Raw genomic sequence first — 19,444 nt, forward strand, 5'->3', positions numbered from 1 at the left:
CTTACCGTGTTGAACCCGCAGCGCCCTGACGGGCGGAGGTTGCGAGCCAGGACTGGAACGCCTCTTCCAGGCGCCCGTGGTTGGTGGCCCACCACTCGGCGTCCGACAGAATGTAAAGATTGTCTTCATACGCCGGACCGTTCGGGATGCGCTCCAAAACGTCATCTGACAGGAGTGTCATCGAAGATTTTCGGGTTGGACCATTTGGCAGGTGCCCGACCATATCGGCCAGCGAATTTGAGCTGCTAGCAAAGCGAATAAAATCAATGGCCTCTTCTTTATTCTGGCTTCCTTTTGGAATGCCGAACAGATCCAGCTCAATCACACGGCCGTCCATGTTGACCGTAAAATCGGAACCATCTTCCTGGGCGGCCGTTGCACCGGTAGTGGCCCAAATCGATGACATAGCAATGTCGCCAGAGTTCAGCAGACGTACGGGTTCGCGCCCGGTTTCCCAGATTTGCAGGCCGGTTTTTATGTCGTCCATCTTTTTCAGCGCGCGCTCAACACCTTCTTCGGTTTCTAGCGTTGGATACACATCATCGCGGGCTACGCCGTCGGCCATAAGGGCCCATTCCATGATCACTGTCGGATCATTTCGGATGGCACGTGGCCCAGGATAGGTTTCTGTGTCGAAGAAATCCGAAATGGTTGATGGAGGCGTTTCTGCGAATTGAGAATTGTTATACGCATATGCGGTGCCCCATACGATGACTCCTACGCCACAATCATTCAGGGCACCTTCGACAAAATCCTCTCGAAATGGTGTGCCATCGACGCCATCAGGCAGATCTATGTCAGATATGTTCTCCAGCAAGCCCTCTTCGCAGGCGCGAAGTGAATCTGCTTGCGTAAGGTCGACCACATCCCAAATCACATTTGCGCTTTCGACCTGATCGCGGATTTCCGAGATGCCACCATTGTAATGTGCAACATGCACATCAGCGTTTTTGGCTTGCTCATAAGGGCGCACAAACCCAAGCATCTGACTTCGCATGTAAGGGCCGGTCCAGGATGTGAAGGTGATGGACGGCCCGGGCTCTGGGATTGTGGTTTCGCTCTCAGAGTTACTTTGCGCCATCGCATTACTCAAAGAGAGAGTAGAAAACAGCGCAGCTATCATTATCCGACAGCCCCTGACCGCCTTTAGCCTATAGTACATCATCAAATTCCTCCCTAGTCGCTTCTAATTTTGTATAAGCGCTTTGTTTGGGTCGTCCTCCTGGTCAATTCCCAGCACATTCAGCAAGAATACATCAAATTCACCCTGATGATCAGCAATAATCAAAAATTGCGAAAGCTAAATACGACTATTACGCCAGACAGAGCGACAGATTTGGCAGAGCCACCAAGAAACAAGGCTTGCGGTTACAGGCTGTTTTCCAGAAGCCAGCGATACAGAGAAACCGGTTCCTGTTCATCGACCACAGTTAATTACGGACCTGATCTTGGGGCCTATCTCACCTTCGGCGAAAGAGCCTCAGGGGCGTGCGTGGGCGATGGAATGACGACGCCCAGGACATGGTGTGCCACATCGCACACGCGACGGATATCAACATCGCGGAGCTTTGAAGTCTTGATCAACATTCTCATGACAGCTGCATGATCGCCGCCGCCCACGGGAGTAGGCAAATATATCCTGCGCGCTTTGTGATTTGTATGTCGTTTGCTGTGTAACCGTTCAGGATGTCGATAGGGGCCAGTAACTCTGTGACTTGCTGGTTGAAGTCGCAAGCCATCAAGCACCGGCCGAGCAATTTGATACAATTTATCTTGCCCTCGACGCGCCTCCAGCGATGCTCGTTGTCTCAATTTTACCTGATGGCGCGACAGAGGTTTCTAGAGGCTCGCAGGGCCTCATTCCTTGCGCCGAGCCGTTTCAACGCTTCATTGTAGGCCAACCAGTTCGTCATTTTGACTTCGTGGGAGTAAAGCAGTTCATACCACACAGCTATCACCTTGGATTAATGCAGTGAATCCTCGAACCAAATTGTGCGGAAAAGTAGGTTTATTGGTCAAACAGAAAAAAATCTTTGCAGTTGAAACCTTGCTTTATTGGTCGGAGTGAGAGGATTCGAACCTCCGACCCCTGCCTCCCGAAGACAGTGCTCTACCAGGCTGAGCTACACTCCGACCGTGGCGGGTGATTTATACCTGAGGGTTTGGATGTGCAAGAGGAATTCTGGGTCTGGTTAGTGATTAGTAACAGGCTTTGGACAGGCTCAAAATCCCTGTGGTTAGCCCCATGTCAGATCAGGTGATCAGTGCGATAAAGTCGGATTTTTGTGCCGCCGTGATCCACTACCGGCCCTGCCGGAAGCAAAGGAAGGCGCGTGGCATGGGCCAGGGATGGGGTGCTTGTTACGATGCCAACGCGCCAGCCTTTGAAGCGTGACATCAGAACCTTGCCGAAACTCCCATACAAGGATCGCAGACGTTTTTCATCGCCTATCCGGGCGCCATAAGGGGGGTTTACGATCACTAACCCCTCAGCCCCTGGCGGGGGCTTCAGATCGCTGACGGAGTGGCAATGAAATGTTGTATTGGTCGAAACACCGGCTTGTTCCGCGTTGGCTTTTGCGGCTTCGATCGCGCCTGCATTCCTGTCGGAGCCGAAGAACTGAACCTCGGGGGCAGGGGGTTCTGACCCGGCGCGCATGTCGGACCAGATGTCGGGATCAAAACTCCTTAGGCTTTCGAATGTAAAATTACGTGTGCGACCGGGAAGCAGGCCCAATGAGATCTCGGCAGCCTCGATGACGAAAGTGCCCGACCCGCACATGGGATCCAGCACCGGTTCGGTCCCGTGATAGCCACATTCGCGCAGGAACATGGCCGCCATTGTCTCGCGCATGGGGGCCTTGGCGACGGAAGTCTTGTGACCTCGCTTGTGCAGGGGCTCTCCGGAGGTGTCGATCGAGAATGTGCAGATGTCTTTCTCAATCCGCAAAAGCACGCGCAGGGCTGCATCTGTCGAGATTGGAGTCCCCAGTGTCTCGGCCAGCGCTCGTTCGATCCTTTGGCGCGCGGCACCCGCATGATAAATGCGCGATTTGCGGCTTGTCGCCTCGACTTTTACCGGCACTTCCGGGCGCAGGAAATCTGACCACGGAAATTTTCTGGCGCGTTTGTCCAGTTGTGCCAGATGGACAGCGGGAAAGCTGCCAATCCGAACCAGAACTTTATTTGCGCCCCGAAGGCAAAGGTTGGCACGCCATACTTCGGGCCACCCGCCCCGACAAACCACGCCACCGGCAATGACCTTAGCATCGGCGAATCCCTGTTCGGTGGCCTCGGCATGCAGCGGCGCCTCTAGTCCGGGCGTTGCTACCAGAAAAATTTCCAGATCGTTCGTTTGTTCCATCAAGGGTGCTTACACCGGACATGATCGGGGCGCGACAGGCAATTTCAGCGAAAGTGATACAAGAAAGTGAATACCGTGAGGGAATTTTGACGGTTACAGGTTTGCTTTTGGTATCATCCCCGCGTAAAGGGGCCACAATCAGAGGGACGGCCGCGGATTTCAGTCGCAATTCGACGCTTTTGCGACGACTGCTTGGAATTCTCGCGTTATTGTCTGACACTAGATAGGTGTTGGCTCAGCCGGCACAGGTAAAGAGGCTTGGAAGACCGTAGCGACATGCAAACTTTCAAACTGAAAAAAGGGTTGGAGCTGCCGGTGCAAGGCGCACCGGAACAAACTATCCATCCGGGTCCAGAATTCAAGACTGTTGGGGTTTTGGGGGGCGATTACCTTGGCTTGAAACCGCGAATGCTGGTTCAGGAGGGGGATGACGTTCAACGTGGCATTCCGCTTTTCTGTCACAAGGACGCACCCGAGGCGATGATGGTCGCCCCGCTAAGTGGTAAGATCGTTGCCATCAACCGTGGTGCGCGCCGGGTTTTGCAAAGCGTTGTGATCGAGGTTGCGGATGCCAACGACACGGGTATCGATTTCTCGGGTGTTGGTGATGCGGACAGCGCCGAGGGTGTTACCGCCAAGCTATGCGCCGCGGGGCTGTGGACCGCTTTCCGTACGCGTCCCTATTCCAAGATGCCAGTTCCGGGCACTAAGCCAGCAGCGATTTTCGTCACCGCCATGGATAGCGAGCCACTGGCCGGAGATGCAGAACTCATCATCAATGACGCGGGCAAAGCATTTGCGGATGGTCTGGTAGCCGTATCCAAGCTGACCGAGGGCAAAACCTATTTGTGCCAGCAGGACGGTGCTTCAGTTCCGGGTAGCGATCTGCCAGACGTAGAGGCGGCGGCATTCTCTGGTCCGCATCCTGCGGGTTTGGCCGGAACCCACATCCATTTCCTCGAACCGCTTGCGGGCGAAAAGCAGGTCTGGACCATCGGGTATCAAGATGTCATCGCCATTGGCCGCCTGATGCAGACGGGCCATCTGGACCCTAATCTGGTGATCGCCCTGACTGGCCCGGGAGCCCGTCAGCCGCGCCTGATCCGTACGGTGATGGGAGCGTCGACCGAAGACCTGACCCGGGATGAGATTGATGTGGAGGGCACGGCACGGATCATTTCGGGCTCGATCCTATCTGGTCAGCATGCGGATGGCCCAACGGCTTATCTGGGGCGTTTTGCAAGGCAGATGACCATCATCCGTGAGGACCACGACCAGATTCCGATGGGTTGGATCCGCCCGATGCCTTCGAAATTTGCGGTTCAGCCGGTGCTGGGTTCTGCTTTCGCCAAAAAGCTGTACGCGCTCAGCTCGAATCTGAATGGGGGGCGCCGCGCCATGGTGCCCACGGGTACGTTCGAAGAGCTGATGCCGCAGGACTATCTGCCGACGCAACTGCTGCGGGCACTACTGGTGATGGACACCGATACTGCGCAAGCTCTGGGCGCGCTAGAGCTGGACGAAGAGGATCTGGGCCTTGTCGGCTTTGCCTGTCCGGCAAAATATGAATACGGGCTGGCGTTGCGCGACTGCCTGAACAAGATTGAAAAGGAGGGCTGATCCAAATGGGTTTGCGCAGCTTCTTCGATCGGATCGAGCCGAACTTTACCAAGGGCGGCAAGTACGAAAAGTATTTCCCCATCTACGAGATGGTCGAAAGCTTTATCTACACTCCGAAAACCGTGACCTCTGTGGCCCCGCATGCGCGGTCTTACGTGGATATGAAGCGGATCATGACCTATGTCGTGATCGCGACCATTCCCTGTATCCTTTGGGGGATGTGGAACACCGGCTATCAGGCCAACTCGGCCATCGCCAGCCTCGGGCCGGACTCTGCCACCGGTTGGCGCATCGCTCTGCTGCAGATGTTTGGTATCTCGCTGGACCCCAGCAGTGTCTTTGCAAATGTGATGCACGGGTTGATGTATTTTCTGCCTATCTACATCGTCACACTGGTCGCAGGCGGTATATTCGAGGTCATCTTTGCCACCGTGCGCGGCCATGAGGTGAACGAAGGTTTCCTTGTAACATCAATGCTTTACACTCTGATTATGCCGGCCACTACACCCTTGTGGCAGGTGGCTTTGGGCATTATCTTCGGTGTGGTGATCGGCAAAGAGGTATTTGGCGGCACCGGCAAGAACTTCCTTAACCCCGCGCTGGTTGGTCGTGCGTTTTTGTACTTCGCTTATCCTGCTCAGATGTCGGGTGACTCGGTTTGGACCCCGGTTGACGGGTTCTCGGGTGCAACCGCGCTGGCGGTGTCAGCGGCCGAGGGCGTACAGGCTCTTGCTGCCGAAGGGATCACATGGTCCAGCGCTTTTTACGGCACCATTCAGGGCAGCTTTGGCGAGACCTCGACCTTGGCCTGCTTGATTGGTATGGCCTTCCTGCTGATGACCAAGATTGCCAATTACCGCCTGATCGTTGGCTGTCTGGCCGGGACCATCGGATTTACTCTGCTGCTGAACCTGATCGGGTCGGATACCAACCCGATGTTCGCGATGCCGTGGTATTGGCATGTGGTTCTGGGTGGGTATGCATTTGGCCTGGCCTTCATGGTGACCGAACCGGTTTCCGCCAGCCACACCAACCTGGGCCGCTATATCTATGGCGCCTTGATCGGAGTGATGGTTGTGATGATACGCGTGATCAATCCGGCCTTCCCCGAAGGCATGATGCTGGCCATCCTGTTCGGCAATGTCTTTGCACCGCTGATCGACTATTTCGTCGTGCAGGCCAATATCAAACGGAGGGCGCGTCGCCATGTCTGATCCGCAACCTCAAGAACCCAAGGGCGCATTGGCTCGCTTTCTGGCCGCCTCGCCGGATTCGGTTGGCAAGACGATCTTCGTCGCCGTTGCTGTCTGTCTTGTTGCCTCGATGGTGGTCTCCGCCGCTGCGGTCAGCCTGCGCCCGGTGCAAGAAGCCAACGCGCTGAAGGACAAACAGGTTAACGTTTTGCAGGTGGCTGGTGTCTTCGAGCCGGGCATAGATGTGACCGAAGCCTTCGCTGCGTTCGAGCCGCATGTGCTCGAGCTTGCCACCGGCGAATTTGTCGACGATCAGTTCGATCCGGCAACCTTTGATGACCAGGCTGCTGCAAGTGATCCTGAACTCAGCGTAGCATTGGACACTGACCCGGCGGGTATTGGTCGTCAGGCCAAGTACCGAGTGATCTATCTGTTGCGCGATGATGCGGGCGATTTAGACAAAGTGATCCTGCCGCTGCATGGTTATGGCCTGTGGTCGACGCTCTATGGTTTTATCGCTCTAGAAAGTAACGGCAACGACATCTACGGCCTGCAGTTCTATCAGCATGGTGAGACCCCCGGCCTTGGCGCCGAGGTGGACAACCCGCGATGGAAAGGTCTGTGGAATGGCAAGAAATTGCGCGACGATGCAGGCGAGCTGCAGATTACCGTCGCCAAGTCGCAGCCCGCCGCCGGTCCCGATTTCTATGTCGACGCGCTTGCTGGGGCCACTCTGACCTCGGTTGGTGTCGATAACCTGGTGAAATTCTGGATGGGTGACGCGGGCTACGCCCGGTTCCTGGCCAAACTGCAAGCAGGAGAGTTTTGATGTCTCAGACCAAGAAAGAGATGCTGGTCGACCCGCTTGTCGACAATAACCCGATCACGCTGCAGGTCCTGGGCATCTGTTCCGCGCTGGCCGTGACTTCTTCGTTGCAGGTGGCCTTTGTAATGGCGCTGGCTGTGACCTTCGTGACCGCCTTCTCGTCGATGTTCATTTCGATGTTGCGCAACCAGATACCCGGCTCAATCCGGATCATCGTTCAGATGGTGATCATCGCGTCGCTGGTGATCCTGGTGGATCAGGTTCTCAAGGCCTATGCCTTCCAGATTTCGAAAACCCTGTCGGTTTTCGTTGGGCTGATTATCACAAACTGTATCGTGATGGGCCGTGCCGAGGCATTTGCGATGAAGAACCCCCCGATAGCATCTTTTATCGATGGTGTTGGCAACGGCATGGGCTATGGGCTGATCCTGCTGCTAGTCGGCTTTATCCGCGAGCTGTTGGGGGCCGGGTCGCTGTTCGGTGTCACCATCTTGCAGACTGTGAACAATGGCGGCTGGTACGTACCCAACGGTATGCTGCTGTTGCCACCTTCGGCGTTCTTCATCATCGGCCTGATCATCTGGGCCTTCCGTACATGGAAGCCGAACCAGGTCGAAGAACGCGAATACAAAATCCAGCAGGTAGAGGCGCACTGATGGAAGGGCTTATCTCACTGGCCGTAAAGGCCATCTTTGTCGAAAACCTTGCGCTCAGCTTCTTTCTTGGCATGTGTACCTTCATCGCCGTGTCCAAGAAGATCTCGACCGCGCTGGGTCTTGGGATCTCGGTCATGGTCGTGCAGGCGATCACCGTTCCCGCCAACAACCTGTTGCTGACCTATCTGCTGAAGCCGGGCGCGCTGGCCTGGGCCGGGTTCCCGGATGTGGACCTGACCTTCCTTGGCCTGATCTCGTATATCGGCGTGATAGCCGCGATGGTTCAGATCCTCGAGATGGTCTTGGACAAGTATTTCCCCCCGCTCTACAACGCGCTGGGTATTTTTCTGCCGCTGATCACGGTGAACTGCGCCATCCTGGGTGGCTCGCTGTTCATGGTCGAGCGGGATTATAACTTTGCCGAGGCCACGACCTATGGTCTGTCCTCCGGCTTTGGCTGGGCGCTGGCGATTACCGCTATGGCGGGGGTGCGCGAAAAGCTGAAATATTCGGACATTCCTGATGGCCTGCAGGGTCTGGGGATCACCTTTATCACCGCGGGTCTGATGGCGATGGCCTTCATGTCCTTCTCGGGCGTGAAACTGTAAGGGGGCGGCAATGGAAACCTTTAGCCTAGGCGTCGTTCTTTTCACGCTGATCGTTCTGGCGCTTGTCGCCCTTATCATGGCCGCCCGGTCGCGGTTGGTGTCGACGGGCAATGTCAACATCACCATCAATGGTGAGAAAACCGTGTCCGTGCCCGCCGGTGGCAAGCTGTTGCAAACCCTGGCAGCTGAGAAACTGTTCGTGCCATCGGCCTGTGGCGGCGGCGGGACCTGCGCACAATGCCGCGTACGCGTCCATTCCGGCGGTGGCTCGATCCTGCCGACCGAAGAAAGCCATATCACCAAGCGCGAGGCCGCTTGTGGCGACCGTCTGTCTTGTCAGGTTGCAGTTAAACAAGACATGGATATCGAGGTCCCCGAAGAGGTCTTTGGCGTCAAGAAATGGGAATGCACGGTTCGGTCGAACGAAAACGTTGCCACCTTTATCAAAGCGCTGACGCTGGACCTGCCCGAAGGTGAGGATGTGAATTTCCGCGCTGGTGGCTATATCCAGATCGAAGCCCCCGCCCATGCGCTGAAATACACTGATTTCGATGTCGAGGAGGAATATCGCGAAGATTGGGATCGCTTCAATCTGTGGCAATACGACTCGGTCGTTGCCGAACCCATCGAACGCGCCTATTCCATGGCCAACTATCCGGACGAAAAGGGCATGATCATGCTGAACGTCCGGGTTGCCTCACCGCCTCCGGGTTCCGAAGGGATACCGGCGGGCCAGATGTCGTCGTATATCTTCAACCTGAAACCGGGTGACAAGGTCACGATCTCGGGTCCATTCGGTGAATTCTTCGCCCGCGAGACCGGAAGAGAGATGGTGTTCATCGGTGGTGGTGCTGGTATGGCGCCCATGCGCAGCCATATTTTCGACCAGCTCAAACGGCTTGAGAATCGCGACCGTAAGATCACCTTCTGGTACGGTGCCCGGTCCAAGAAAGAGATGTTCTTTGTCGAGGATTTCGACAGCCTCGCGGAAGAGTTCGACAATTTCGAATGGCATGTCGCCCTGTCGGATGCCCAGCCCGAGGATGACTGGAAAGGCTATACCGGCTTTATCCATAACGTGCTGTTCGACGAATACCTCAAGAACCACCCGGCACCCGAGGATTGCGAGTTCTACATGTGCGGACCGCCGATCATGAACCAGTCGGTCATCAACATGCTGCTGGATCTGGGTGTGGACCGCGAAGATATCATGCTCGACGATTTCGGCGGGTAATCAGTTATCCGGCGCCCTGTGGCGCCGGTTTCATTTTAGGTCTTTTGGTTCGATTACAGGCGCAGGTCGCTTGCCTCGCGTGGCAGGCAGGATTTGATGTCGAAGACTACGCTGTTTTCTTTGCCATAGGCTCGAAACTGCAAAGGATCGAGTGCCCGATATTCCGCATGCGCGACGGCCAGGACGACCCCGTCATAGAGCCCTGGCTCAGGTTGGTCGATCAGGGCCAGGTCGTATTCTTCGTGCGCGGCTTTGGGGTCGGCATGAGGGTCGTGGACATCGACGCTGATGCCATAGCTTTGCAATTCTTCGATAATGTCGACGACACGGGTGTTGCGCAGGTCGGGGCAGTTTTCCTTGAACGTCAGGCCCATCACCAGAACACGGGCGGCGCCAACATTGATACCGCAACGGGTCATACGTTTGACCAGTTGCGACACCACATAGCTGCCCATCCTGTCATTCAGGCGCCGCCCTGCAAGGATGATCTGCGGGTGATGGCCCACGGCCTCGGCCTTGTGCGTCAGGTAGTAAGGATCCACGCCGATGCAATGCCCGCCGACCAGACCGGGGCGGAAGGGCAGGAAGTTCCATTTGGTTCCGGCTGCGCGCAGCACAGCCTCGGTATCGATGCCCATGCGACCGAAGATCATCGCCAACTCGTTCACCAGAGCGATATTCAGGTCGCGCTGGGTGTTTTCGATCACCTTCGCGGCCTCAGCCACGCGGATGCTTTCGGCCTTGTAGGTTCCAGCGGTGATGATCCGGGCATAGAGCGCGTCAACTAGATCAGCGACCTGCGGGGTTGAACCAGCGGTGACTTTGCAGATGTCCGCGATACGGTGGGTCTTGTCACCGGGGTTGATCCGCTCGGGGCTGTAGCCTGCAAAGAAATCCGTGTTGAAAGTCAGGCCCGAGGCGCGTTCCAGCACCGGAACGCAATCTTCTTCGGTTGCGCCGGGATAGACGGTGGATTCGTAGATCACCAAATCACCGGGTTTCAATACGTGGCCAACTGTTTCCGACGCAGCCAGAAGGGGGGCTAAATCAGGCTGCTTACCTGCGGTGATCGGCGTGGGGACGGTTACGACATAGGTATCGCAATCGGCAATCTCCGAGGGGTTGGTTGTGAATTTCAGGCCGCCCGCCGCGCTCAGGTCATGTGGCTCAACCTCATGCGTTGCATCTACGCCAGCGCGTAGTGCCTCGACCCGCGCCGCATTGATGTCAAATCCGATCACCTTGCCAATTTTGCCGAAGGCCACGGCCAGGGGCAGGCCGACATAACCCAGCCCGATCACAGCAATCTTTCGGGAATTGGGGTCGGTTTCAAGCATATGCGTCACTTACCATGATAGTCGCGGAACCATTCGACAAACTGGGCGATTCCATCTTTGAAATTTGTCTGCGGACGATAGCCGGTCAGCTTTTGCAGCAGATCACTATTCGCCCAAGTGGCAGGAACATCACCCATCTGCATAGGCATGTAATTGCGGATGGCTTTCTTGCCGATAGCTTCCTCAATGGCTTCGATAAAATCCATCAGCCGCACTTTGTCGCCATTGCCGATATTCACCACGCGCCAGGGCGCCGCCGGCGACAGGCTGTCACCTTCTTCAATCTCATCTGCGCTGTCCGGCCGCACCGGAGGGACGTCGATCAGCAGTCGGATACCGCGGACAAGGTCTTCGACATTGGTGAAATCCCGATACATGTCGCCGTGGTTATAGATATCGATCGGGCGGTCATCCAGGATGGCGTCCACAAATTTATAGAGCGCAAGATCGGGTCGCCCCCAGGTGCCATAGACGGTGAAGAACCGGAACATGGTCGTGGGCAGGTTCCACAAATGGGCATAGGAATGGCCCATCGCCTCATTTGCCTTTTTGGTCGCGGCGTAAATCGTGAGCGGCGTGTCGGCCTTTTCGACCTCGGTGAAGGGCATGACCTCGTTGGCGCCATAGACCGAGGATGTCGAGGCCATCAGAAGGTGATCCACCTTATGCTCGCGCGCGATTTCCATGACGTTGAACGTGCCGACCACGTTGGAATTGATATAGCTGCGCGGGTCCTCAAGGCTATAGCGGACACCAGCCTGCGCCGCGAGATGCACGATCACCTCGGGCTGGAACTCCTCAGCGACCTTTGCAAGCTGCTCGTAGTTTTCCAAAAGATCCTCGGTTGCGGAAAACCCAGGGGATTGCAAGAGCATCTGATGGCGGCGCTGCTTGAGCGAGACGTCGTAATAATCCGTCATCCCATCGTAGCCGTGAACCTGAAACCCCTCGGCCAGTAGTAGTTTTGCCAAGTGAAAACCGATGAACCCTGCTGTGCCTGTGACTAATACGCGCTTCATTTAACCCTCGACCCAAACCAAAACCGTTTGAAACATCAGGGATACTTTCAGCCCCTCAAGGTCAAGGGGATTTTCCTACAAACCGCGCCAATGGGGCAATCCAGAACCCGAATTCACTTGCGGATTGTTGTTGCCCGCCAGTCAGGGTAGGAAATTGCGATGGTGTGGGATTGGATCAAAACCAGGTGGAAAAAACCTCAGGCGGCACAGAATTCAGTTTCTGACATCGCGCCTGACCAGAGGTTTTATGCCGTGGGGGATATCCACGGGCGATTGGATCTGTTGCAGACTTTGCTGGCAAGGCTGGATCCAGATTGCCCCACAATCTTTGTCGGGGACTACATTGATCGTGGCAATTACAGCGCCCAGGTGCTGCACCAGTTACGGCACCTTAGCCGGGTCCGGGGCAATGATTTCATTTGCCTGCTGGGTAATCACGAAGAGATGCTGTTGCGGTTCACCGATGACCCAAAACGGGTCGGCAGGCTTTGGCTGCAAAACGGTGGCCTGCAAACGCTCGCCTCATTTGGAATTACCGGTGTGGATGAAGACACGGTTGGTGCGGATGCTGTCTCGGTGGCTGACAGATTGCGACGCGCAATGGGAGAAGATTTGCTGTCATGGCTGCACGACCGTCCCCTGACCTGGACCAGCGGCAATGTCACCGTGGTGCATGCAGGGCTGGACCCGGGCAAGCCATTGGATGAGCAGACACGCCAAGTCCGCCTGTGGGGCCATCCGAATTTCTCACGGCAGATGCGGGAAGATGGCCAGTGGGTTGTCCATGGTCATACGATCACGTCAGAGCCCCGCGCTGAGAATGGCGTTGTTTCGATCGACACCGGCGCCTTCTTCAGTGGCAGGTTGACCGCCACTGATATTCGCGCCGGCGAGGTCCGGTTCATCGCAACCAACGAGCAGCCGGAATAGCTGTCAACCGACGATCATCTGCTTCATGCGAAGGGCTTCATACTCCAGCTCTTTGAGGCGGAAATGCACGACATCACCGATCGTGATCACGCCACGAAGATGGCCATCGCTGAGGACGGGCATGTGGCGAAAGCGCCCCTCTGTCATGGTTTTCAGTACATCGTTCAACAGATCCTCGGGCGCGCAGGTCTGTACACTGCGGGTCATCAGATCTTCGACAGATTGGGGCAGGGTCTGGCCCGGAGTATCGGCCATACGGCGCACAATATCACGCTCGGACAGGATACCCTGAAGCGTACCATTCTGATCTGTCACCACCACAGCGCCAATACGCTTTTCCTTGAGGATATTCACCACCGAATGAATTGTGTCTTTCGGGCGCACGGTAAAAACCGCGTCCCCTTTGCCAACAAGCAGCTTTTCGACTGTTGTCTGTGTATGAGAAAGGTTCGATTCAACCGACTGGCTATGCGAGGCAGCCGCGGCCTTGTCGCCGCGTGTCGGTGGCTGGTAAGAGCTTGGGGCCATGGGCAATCTCCTCTTGCTTTGCTTTTCACCTTACCGCAGCCATATGACCTGTATAGGGTACAAATGCCCTAACCGGGGAAAACTGCCAAAAACCAAGGAAATCCGGCCCGTTGTCCAACTTTTATCTGACCCCCCCTGTTGCCGCGCTGATATTTTTTGCGGTTGTCGTTTGTGGCCATAATTTTCGCATGACCTGGAAACAACAGGCTCCGGGATGGCAGAAGAAAGCATGGCTGTTCGGGGTGCCCGCCGGAATCGGTTTGTTGGCGCTAGGCTTCCTGCCGCTGAAAGCCTGATGCAGGTTTGACTCTGATTAGGGCCGCTGTCATATGCCGGGCACGCTTTTCCTCAGGAGGGACCCATATGCGTTTCTTGCCAGTCCTGGCTGTCGCCACACTTATTTCCGGCTGCTTGTTCGACAAAGAGCCCGAGGTGGTACGCCTGTCAGGCGAAACGATGGGGACGACCTTCAACATCACGGCCATCGGTGTCGATGTTGATGAAGAAGCGCTGGCGGGTGCGGTCGAACAGACACTGGCCGAAGTTAACGCAAAGATGTCGAACTGGGACCCGAATTCCGAGGTTTCGACCTTCTCGGACTCGGGCAGCACTGAACCTGTAGCCGTTTCGGATGAATTTGCGCTGGTGCTTGATGCCGCGAATGATGTGCACGAGAAATCCGGGGGTACATTCGACGTGACTCTCGGCCCGCTGATCGAGCTGTGGGGCTTTGGTCCGCGCAAACCGGAAGATCCGGTGCCCGCAGATGCTGACATCCAGGCGGCTTTGGGCAAGGTCGGACAGGCCAGATTGCTGCAACTGGATCGCGATGCCGGAACTTTGGCGAAGGCCGATGCCGGAGTCGGCATTAACCTGTCCGCCATTGCCAAGGGGTATGGCATCGACGCCGTGGCCGAAACGCTGCGCACGGCTGGGATTGAGGACTATATGGTCGAGATCGGCGGCGATCTGGTCACAAGAGGCGATAACGACAAGGGTGAAACTTGGCGGATCGGGATCGAAAAACCCCAGGCCGATGCGCAGAATCTGCAGTTGATCGTACAGCTTGATGATCTGGGTATGGCGACATCCGGCGATTACAAGAATTTCTTTGAACAAGATGGTGTGCGGTATTCGCATATCATTGACCCAACTACTGGCCGCCCGATCACGCATCGGACCACTTCGGTCACGGTACTGGCCGAAAATGCTATGATGGCAGATGCTTGGGCGACAGCGATGTTGGCCTTGGGTCAGGAAAAGGGTTTGAAACTTGCCGAGACGCATAAACTTGCCGTGTATTTCATCTCGCGGGATGTGACAGGCGGTGAGGATGCCTATATCACGGTACACAGCACAGCGTTCAAAGAGGCGTTGGGCACCAACTGACGGGTTGAGCTGAGATGAGCACTTTTATTCTGGCCTTCATTCTGCTGCTGATCATCATGGTTGGCATGTCGCTGGGTGTGATGTTGATGGGTAAGACCATCAAGGGCAGCTGCGGTGGCCTGAATGCGATCTCGGGGGCGGATAAATGTGTGGTCTGCCAAAAGGACGTGGACCCTAACAGCCCCTTGCGCGACAAGCTTCAGTGCAAACGCGCCCAAAAGATGCTTGAGCAGATGGAACGGCAAGCCTAATAACTTAGCGCTTCGTTTGGCGGTTGGAATTGGCTAAGCAGGTCCCTGAATAACGGGGGCGCAGATTTGGCCAAAGCAAGAAACATCCTGTTCATCATGTTCGACCAGCTGCGCTGGGACTATCTGAGCTGTTACGGGCATCCGCATCTGCACACCCCCAACATAGACCGCTTGGCTGCGCGTGGCGTGCGGTTCGACAGGGCCTATATTCAGTCTCCTATTTGCGGTTCCTCCCGTATGTCGACCTATACCGGGCGCTATGTGCATTCGCATGGGGCTTCTTGGAACGGTATCCCGCTGAAAGTGGGTGAGATGACCATGGGTGATCATCTGCGCAAGGCCGGGATGGACTGTTGGCTGGTGGGCAAAACCCATATGCGCGCGGATGCTGAAGGCATGGCGCGGCTGGGGCTGGAGCCGGACAGTCTGATTGGTGCGCGCGTGGCCGAATGCGGGTTCGACGTGTTCGAGCGTGATGACGGAATGCTGCCCGAAGGGCCGGATGGGTATTATGACCCGGACGGAGCCAAGGAATACAACAAATATCTATCGGCCAAAGGATATGACAGCGACAATCCCTGGCATGACTTCGCCAATTCAGGTCTCGACGCTGATGGCAATGTTCTGTCGGGCTGGTTTCTCAAGAACTCGTCCCAGCCGGCGAATATTGCCGAGGAAGATAGCGAAACGCCCTATCTGACCGGGCGCGGGATCGAATTCATGGAAACCCATGACGGCCCCTGGTGCTGCCACCTGAGCTTTATCAAACCGCATTGGCCCTATGTCGTGCCGGAACCCTATGCCTCAATGTACGGACCGGAACATATCCTGCCCGTGGTCCGGTCTGAGGCGGAACGCCGGAATGCCCATCCGGTGCTCCGGGCATTCATGGACACCAAGGTTGGCGAGGCGTTCTCGCGGCAGGATGTGCGCGACGCCGTGATCCCCGCTTATATGGGTCTGATCAAGCAGGCCGACGACCAAATGGGCCGGCTGTTCGCATGGCTGGAAAAGACGGGTCGGATGGAGGACACGATGATCGTGTTAACCTCGGACCACGGGGATTTTCTGGGCGATCACTGGATGGGTGAGAAGACCTTTTTCCAGGACGCATCGGTCAAGGTGCCGTTGATCATCTATGACCCATCCCCCGAGGCTGAGGCAACCCGTGGCACTGTCAGCGACGCGCTGGTCGAGTCCATCGACCTCGCCCCAACATTCTTGGACATAGCCGGAGGCGAAGCGTCGGGTCACATTCTGGAAGGTCACTCCTTGTTGCCGATCTTGCGTGGCCATCAGGTCGAGACACCTCGGGAAGTGGCAATCAGTGAGTATGACTATTCCGCCTCGCCCATGGCGGAAAAGCTGAATGCCTCGGTTCGGGATGCAGTGATGTTCATGGTGGCCAACAAGAATTGGAAGCTGATCCATTGCGAAGGCGGGCATCGGCCACTGCTGTTCGATCTTGAAAACGACCCGAATGAACTAACCGACCTTGGCAACAGTGCTGAACACGCGGATATCATCGCCAAGATGTATGACCATCTGTTCACTTGGGCGCGTCGCCCGTCGCAGCGCACAACACGTTCCGAACAGCAACTGATCGATATGCGCACCAATAGTCGGGGCAGAGGGGTGGTTATTGGAATCTATGACGAAAACGACGCACCACTGGAATTGACCGTGAAATACAGAGGCCGCAAAGCGCGCCCCTATCAGGACCATACCGGCAAGGAATAGCCTTTGTAACATGAATTCTGACCTGATCAGGGCAAAAGGCGGTTCACCCTGCGCGGGGCAGGCGATACAAGACCAACCAAGAGCAGCAAACCCGGAGAGCCGAAATGACCGCCCCGAAACCCGTCGTCCTGTGTATTCTTGATGGCTGGGGCCTGTCCGAGGACACCGAGGCCAATGCGCCTTACCTTGCCGACACGCCAACATTTGATGCGATCATGGCCAAGGGCCCACACGCCAAGCTGATCACCCATGGTCCGGATGTTGGTCTGCCAAGTGGTCAGATGGGCAATTCCGAAGTCGGTCACACAAATATTGGGGCTGGCCGCGTTGTTGCGATGGATTTGGGCCAGATTGATCTGGCGATTGAGGACGGTTCTTTCTTTGCCAACTCCGCGCTGCAGAACTTTATCGGTAAGGTAAAGGCTGCAGGTGGCACCGCACATCTGTTGGGGGTGGTCTCGGACGGGGGAGTGCATGGCCACCTGAACCATATCATTGCTGCGGCAAAGGCGATAACGGATTCTGGTGTGCCCGTAGCCTTGCACGCGGTTACGGATGGCCGGGATGTGGCCCCGAAATCAGCGCTGACCTATATCACAGAGCTTGAGGAGCGCTTGCCCGACGGCGCCCGTGTTGCCTCGGTCTGCGGGCGCTATTTTGCCATGGACCGCGACAACCGATGGGAACGTGTTAGCGAAGCCTATGGTGCAATGATCAAGGGGAAAGGGCGCAGCGCTGTTTCGGCGCGCAATGCCGTGGATCAGGCCTATCAGCAGTCGGAAACGGACGAGTTCATCGTTCCGACCGTCCTCGACGGCTATCACGGCATCAAAGACGGAGACGGGTTCTTCTGCCTCAACTTCCGCGCCGACCGGGCCCGCGAGATTCTGCGGGCGATTGGCGAACCCGGCTTTGATGATTTCGACACCGGCCCGCGCCCACAGCCTTCAGCCCTGCTGGGCATGGTCGAATATTCCGACGGGCACAGCGCTTATATGACCACTGTTTTCCCCAAACGTGACATCATCAATACACTGGGCGAATGGGTGGCAAAAAATGGGCTCAGCCAGTTCCGACTGGCCGAGACTGAGAAGTACCCGCATGTGACCTTCTTCCTCAATGGCGGCAAGGAAGTGCCTGAGGCGAACGAAGACCGCTTTATGCCTAAATCACCCAAAGTGGCGACCTACGACCTGCAACCCGAGATGTCATCGGCCGAAGTAACCGCAAAATTCGTCGAAGCCATCGGGGCGTGCTATGATCTGATCATAACCAACTATGCCAATCCGGATATGGTTGGGCATACCGGCGACCTGCAAGCGGCAATCCGCGCCTGTGAGGCTGTGGATCAAGGGCTGGCGCAAGTGGTCGCCGCGTTGGAAAAAGTGGGGGGCGCAATGATTGTAACGGCCGATCATGGAAATTGCGAGATGATGGTCGATCCCGAAACCGGCGGGCCGCATACAGCCCATACGCTGAACCCCGTGCCCGTGGCGTTAGTCGGGGGACCAGCAGGGGTATCCTTGCGGGATGGTCGCCTGTCCGATCTGGCGCCCACACTGCTGGAACTGATGGCGTTGGATCAGCCCCCTGAAATGACTGGAAAGAGCCTGCTTTCATGACGCTTCGTGCGCTGCTTCTGGCGATTTTCTTTGCATCCAGGGCGGTTGCCCAGACCGACCCCGCGACCGCTGCATTGAATGCAGCGCAGATGCTTGAGCAGGCATCAGTATGGTTGACCGAGGCCGAAAGCGCCCGCGACCGGGTCCGTGCCCTGACCGAAACCATACAGGCGTATGAGGCGGGCCTGTCGGCCATGCGGGATGGCCTACGACGGGCGGCAACACGCGAAGCCCAGTTAACAGCCGAGTTGCGCAGTCGGGAAAAGGACGTGGCACAGCTGTTGGGCGTATTACAAACGATCGAAACCACGGCGCCTCCGGTTCTGATGCTACACCCGTCAGGGCCGTTGGGCTCGGCCCGGGCCGGTATGATGCTGTCCGAGGTTACGCCAGGTCTGAACGCAAAAGCGCAGTCTCTTGCGCGTGATCTTCAAGAAGTGCGCACGCTGCGATTGTTGCAGCAAAGCGCCTCGGAAACCTTGGTCGAGGGCTTGACCGGCGTTCAGAATGCCCGCACCCAGCTCAGCACCGCCATCGCAGACCGAACGGATTTGCCGCGCCGCTTTGTCGAGGACCCGATCCGCACAGCGATCCTGATCTCATCGACTGAAACGCTTGACGGTTTTGCCAGCGGGCTTTCCCAGATCTCCGAAGGGCAAATCGCCGAAACGGATGCGGATATATCAAGTATCAAGGGTCAAATTGCGCTGCCGACGCAGGGCATCATCCTGCACCGGGCAAATGAAACCGATGCGGCCGGTGTCAAACGCCCTGGTATCGTATTGGGCACCCGACCGCGCGCAATAGTCACCTCGCCAACGGCGGCCACGATACGGTATCGCGGGCCACTACTGGAGTTGGGGAATCTGGTGATCCTCGAGCCGCAACCGGGGCTTCTATTTGTCTTTTCCGGGCTACAAGAGGTCTACGGAGAAGCCGGTCAGGTGATTCCCCGGGGGACGCCAGTCGGATTGATGCCTGCAGAATCGAAGGAAATCGGCGCAATTTTGTCAACAAGCAGTGATGGCACTGGAACTGACCGGTCAGAAACGCTCTATATAGAGGTAAGACAGGATAACAGCCCCGTGGACCCGGAATCGTGGTTTCGGACCGACAAGGATGGATAA

18 protein-coding genes and 1 tRNA gene are annotated in these 19,444 nt (G+C 56.5%); 13 read left to right on the plus strand and 6 right to left on the minus strand.

All coding sequences use genetic code 11. From position 1 onward, the window contains the following. Position 1: 1 nt before the first annotated feature. Positions 2 to 1,081: an extracellular solute-binding protein gene (locus AC2FGB_RS07515; protein ID WP_496689295.1), complete on the minus strand. Its 1,080-nt coding sequence runs from the start codon at positions 1,079 to 1,081 to the stop codon at positions 2 to 4. A 634-nt stretch (positions 1,082 to 1,715) separates the two neighbouring features. On the opposite strand from AC2FGB_RS07515, the gene AC2FGB_RS07520 reads away from it, so the two are divergent. Then, positions 1,716 to 1,976, plus strand: coding sequence for a hypothetical protein (locus AC2FGB_RS07520; protein WP_496689297.1), 261 nt, complete (start codon positions 1,716 to 1,718; stop codon positions 1,974 to 1,976). Between the two features lie 80 nt (positions 1,977 to 2,056). On the opposite strand, the gene AC2FGB_RS07525 is transcribed toward AC2FGB_RS07520, so the two are convergent. After that, positions 2,057 to 2,133 (minus strand) — tRNA-Pro (locus tag AC2FGB_RS07525). A 115-nt stretch (positions 2,134 to 2,248) separates the two neighbouring features. Continuing rightward, entirely contained in the window at positions 2,249 to 3,364 is a 1,116-nt protein-coding gene (locus AC2FGB_RS07530; protein ID WP_282027196.1) for a THUMP domain-containing class I SAM-dependent RNA methyltransferase, read from the minus strand. A gap of 276 nt (positions 3,365 to 3,640) precedes the next feature. Between AC2FGB_RS07530 and AC2FGB_RS07535 the strand changes: the two genes are divergently transcribed. From AC2FGB_RS07535 to nqrF, 6 genes are read left to right on the plus strand one after another with little or no spacing between them, the layout of a single operon-like run. Continuing rightward, positions 3,641 to 4,984: a Na(+)-translocating NADH-quinone reductase subunit A gene (locus AC2FGB_RS07535; RefSeq protein ID WP_496693765.1), complete on the plus strand. Its 1,344-nt coding sequence runs from the start codon at positions 3,641 to 3,643 to the stop codon at positions 4,982 to 4,984. Between the two features lie 5 nt (positions 4,985 to 4,989). Further along, positions 4,990 to 6,198 carry an NADH:ubiquinone reductase (Na(+)-transporting) subunit B gene (locus AC2FGB_RS07540; RefSeq protein WP_282027194.1) on the plus strand — a complete coding sequence of 403 codons (1,209 nt, stop codon included), beginning with the start codon at positions 4,990 to 4,992 and terminating at the stop codon, positions 6,196 to 6,198. Then, entirely contained in the window at positions 6,191 to 7,006 is an 816-nt protein-coding gene (locus tag AC2FGB_RS07545; RefSeq protein WP_496677034.1) for a Na(+)-translocating NADH-quinone reductase subunit C, read from the plus strand. Before AC2FGB_RS07540 ends, AC2FGB_RS07545 begins: the two co-directional genes overlap by 8 nt. After that, on the plus strand, positions 7,006 to 7,659 hold the full coding sequence (locus tag AC2FGB_RS07550; protein WP_142636378.1) for an NADH:ubiquinone reductase (Na(+)-transporting) subunit D: 654 nt from the start codon (positions 7,006 to 7,008) through the stop codon (positions 7,657 to 7,659). Before AC2FGB_RS07545 ends, AC2FGB_RS07550 begins: the two co-directional genes overlap by 1 nt. After that, the gene (gene nqrE / locus AC2FGB_RS07555) at positions 7,659 to 8,267 is read left to right on the plus strand and encodes an NADH:ubiquinone reductase (Na(+)-transporting) subunit E (protein WP_142636377.1); all 609 of its coding nucleotides are present in this window, start codon (positions 7,659 to 7,661) and stop codon (positions 8,265 to 8,267) included. Before AC2FGB_RS07550 ends, nqrE begins: the two co-directional genes overlap by 1 nt. A gap of 10 nt (positions 8,268 to 8,277) precedes the next feature. Then, positions 8,278 to 9,501: an NADH:ubiquinone reductase (Na(+)-transporting) subunit F gene (nqrF, locus tag AC2FGB_RS07560; protein WP_281972904.1), complete on the plus strand. Its 1,224-nt coding sequence runs from the start codon at positions 8,278 to 8,280 to the stop codon at positions 9,499 to 9,501. Between the two features lie 53 nt (positions 9,502 to 9,554). Here nqrF and tviB read toward each other — a convergent pair whose 3' ends face one another. Both tviB and AC2FGB_RS07570 read right to left on the minus strand, forming a co-directional pair. After that, complete coding sequence (tviB, locus tag AC2FGB_RS07565) at positions 9,555 to 10,838, minus strand: Vi polysaccharide biosynthesis UDP-N-acetylglucosamine C-6 dehydrogenase TviB (protein WP_496689481.1); 1,284 nt, start codon at positions 10,836 to 10,838, stop codon at positions 9,555 to 9,557. A gap of 5 nt (positions 10,839 to 10,843) precedes the next feature. After that, positions 10,844 to 11,857 (minus strand): GDP-mannose 4,6-dehydratase, encoded by a 1,014-nt coding sequence (locus tag AC2FGB_RS07570; protein ID WP_281995105.1) that lies wholly within the window; start codon positions 11,855 to 11,857, stop codon positions 10,844 to 10,846. A 159-nt stretch (positions 11,858 to 12,016) separates the two neighbouring features. Between AC2FGB_RS07570 and AC2FGB_RS07575 the strand changes: the two genes are divergently transcribed. Beyond that, positions 12,017 to 12,787, plus strand: a complete 771-nt coding sequence (locus tag AC2FGB_RS07575) for a metallophosphoesterase family protein (protein ID WP_271948909.1) — start codon at positions 12,017 to 12,019, stop codon at positions 12,785 to 12,787. Positions 12,788 to 12,790: 3 nt separating this feature from the next. Here AC2FGB_RS07575 and AC2FGB_RS07580 read toward each other — a convergent pair whose 3' ends face one another. Continuing rightward, positions 12,791 to 13,315 carry a CBS domain-containing protein gene (locus AC2FGB_RS07580; RefSeq protein WP_271948907.1) on the minus strand — a complete coding sequence of 175 codons (525 nt, stop codon included), beginning with the start codon at positions 13,313 to 13,315 and terminating at the stop codon, positions 12,791 to 12,793. 363 nt (positions 13,316 to 13,678) lie between these two features. On the opposite strand from AC2FGB_RS07580, the gene AC2FGB_RS07585 reads away from it, so the two are divergent. From AC2FGB_RS07585 to AC2FGB_RS07605, 5 genes are all read left to right on the plus strand, one after another. Beyond that, positions 13,679 to 14,704, plus strand: coding sequence for an FAD:protein FMN transferase (locus AC2FGB_RS07585; protein WP_281972907.1), 1,026 nt, complete (start codon positions 13,679 to 13,681; stop codon positions 14,702 to 14,704). A 14-nt stretch (positions 14,705 to 14,718) separates the two neighbouring features. Continuing rightward, entirely contained in the window at positions 14,719 to 14,955 is a 237-nt protein-coding gene (nqrM, locus tag AC2FGB_RS07590; protein WP_271948901.1) for a (Na+)-NQR maturation NqrM, read from the plus strand. Positions 14,956 to 15,021: 66 nt separating this feature from the next. Beyond that, a complete protein-coding gene (locus AC2FGB_RS07595) occupies positions 15,022 to 16,695 on the plus strand; it encodes a sulfatase-like hydrolase/transferase (protein ID WP_496693764.1) in 1,674 nt (557 codons plus the stop codon). A 104-nt stretch (positions 16,696 to 16,799) separates the two neighbouring features. Beyond that, on the plus strand, positions 16,800 to 18,317 hold the full coding sequence (gene gpmI / locus AC2FGB_RS07600; protein ID WP_496689307.1) for a 2,3-bisphosphoglycerate-independent phosphoglycerate mutase: 1,518 nt from the start codon (positions 16,800 to 16,802) through the stop codon (positions 18,315 to 18,317). Beyond that, on the plus strand, positions 18,314 to 19,444 hold the full coding sequence (locus AC2FGB_RS07605; protein WP_496693763.1) for a murein hydrolase activator EnvC family protein: 1,131 nt from the start codon (positions 18,314 to 18,316) through the stop codon (positions 19,442 to 19,444). The genes gpmI and AC2FGB_RS07605 overlap by 4 nt, the downstream gene beginning before the upstream one ends.

The sequence above is a fragment of the Ruegeria sp. CDSC021 genome (genome assembly GCF_059610845.1).

Coding starts and splice junctions, on each gene's coding strand:
- AC2FGB_RS07515 (WP_496689295.1), bottom strand. CDS start 1,081: ATGGCGCAAAGTAACTCTGAGAGCGAAACCACAATCCCAGAGCCCGGG.
- AC2FGB_RS07530 (WP_282027196.1), bottom strand. CDS start 3,364: ATGGAACAAACGAACGATCTGGAAATTTTTCTGGTAGCAACGCCCGGA.
- AC2FGB_RS07535 (WP_496693765.1), top strand. CDS start 3,641: ATGCAAACTTTCAAACTGAAAAAAGGGTTGGAGCTGCCGGTGCAAGGC.
- AC2FGB_RS07540 (WP_282027194.1), top strand. CDS start 4,990: ATGGGTTTGCGCAGCTTCTTCGATCGGATCGAGCCGAACTTTACCAAG.
- AC2FGB_RS07545 (WP_496677034.1), top strand. CDS start 6,191: ATGTCTGATCCGCAACCTCAAGAACCCAAGGGCGCATTGGCTCGCTTT.
- AC2FGB_RS07550 (WP_142636378.1), top strand. CDS start 7,006: ATGTCTCAGACCAAGAAAGAGATGCTGGTCGACCCGCTTGTCGACAAT.
- nqrE (WP_142636377.1), top strand. CDS start 7,659: ATGGAAGGGCTTATCTCACTGGCCGTAAAGGCCATCTTTGTCGAAAAC.
- nqrF (WP_281972904.1), top strand. CDS start 8,278: ATGGAAACCTTTAGCCTAGGCGTCGTTCTTTTCACGCTGATCGTTCTG.
- tviB (WP_496689481.1), bottom strand. CDS start 10,838: ATGCTTGAAACCGACCCCAATTCCCGAAAGATTGCTGTGATCGGGCTG.
- AC2FGB_RS07570 (WP_281995105.1), bottom strand. CDS start 11,857: ATGAAGCGCGTATTAGTCACAGGCACAGCAGGGTTCATCGGTTTTCAC.
- AC2FGB_RS07575 (WP_271948909.1), top strand. CDS start 12,017: ATGGTGTGGGATTGGATCAAAACCAGGTGGAAAAAACCTCAGGCGGCA.
- AC2FGB_RS07580 (WP_271948907.1), bottom strand. CDS start 13,315: ATGGCCCCAAGCTCTTACCAGCCACCGACACGCGGCGACAAGGCCGCG.
- AC2FGB_RS07585 (WP_281972907.1), top strand. CDS start 13,679: ATGCGTTTCTTGCCAGTCCTGGCTGTCGCCACACTTATTTCCGGCTGC.
- nqrM (WP_271948901.1), top strand. CDS start 14,719: ATGAGCACTTTTATTCTGGCCTTCATTCTGCTGCTGATCATCATGGTT.
- gpmI (WP_496689307.1), top strand. CDS start 16,800: ATGACCGCCCCGAAACCCGTCGTCCTGTGTATTCTTGATGGCTGGGGC.
- AC2FGB_RS07605 (WP_496693763.1), top strand. CDS start 18,314: ATGACGCTTCGTGCGCTGCTTCTGGCGATTTTCTTTGCATCCAGGGCG.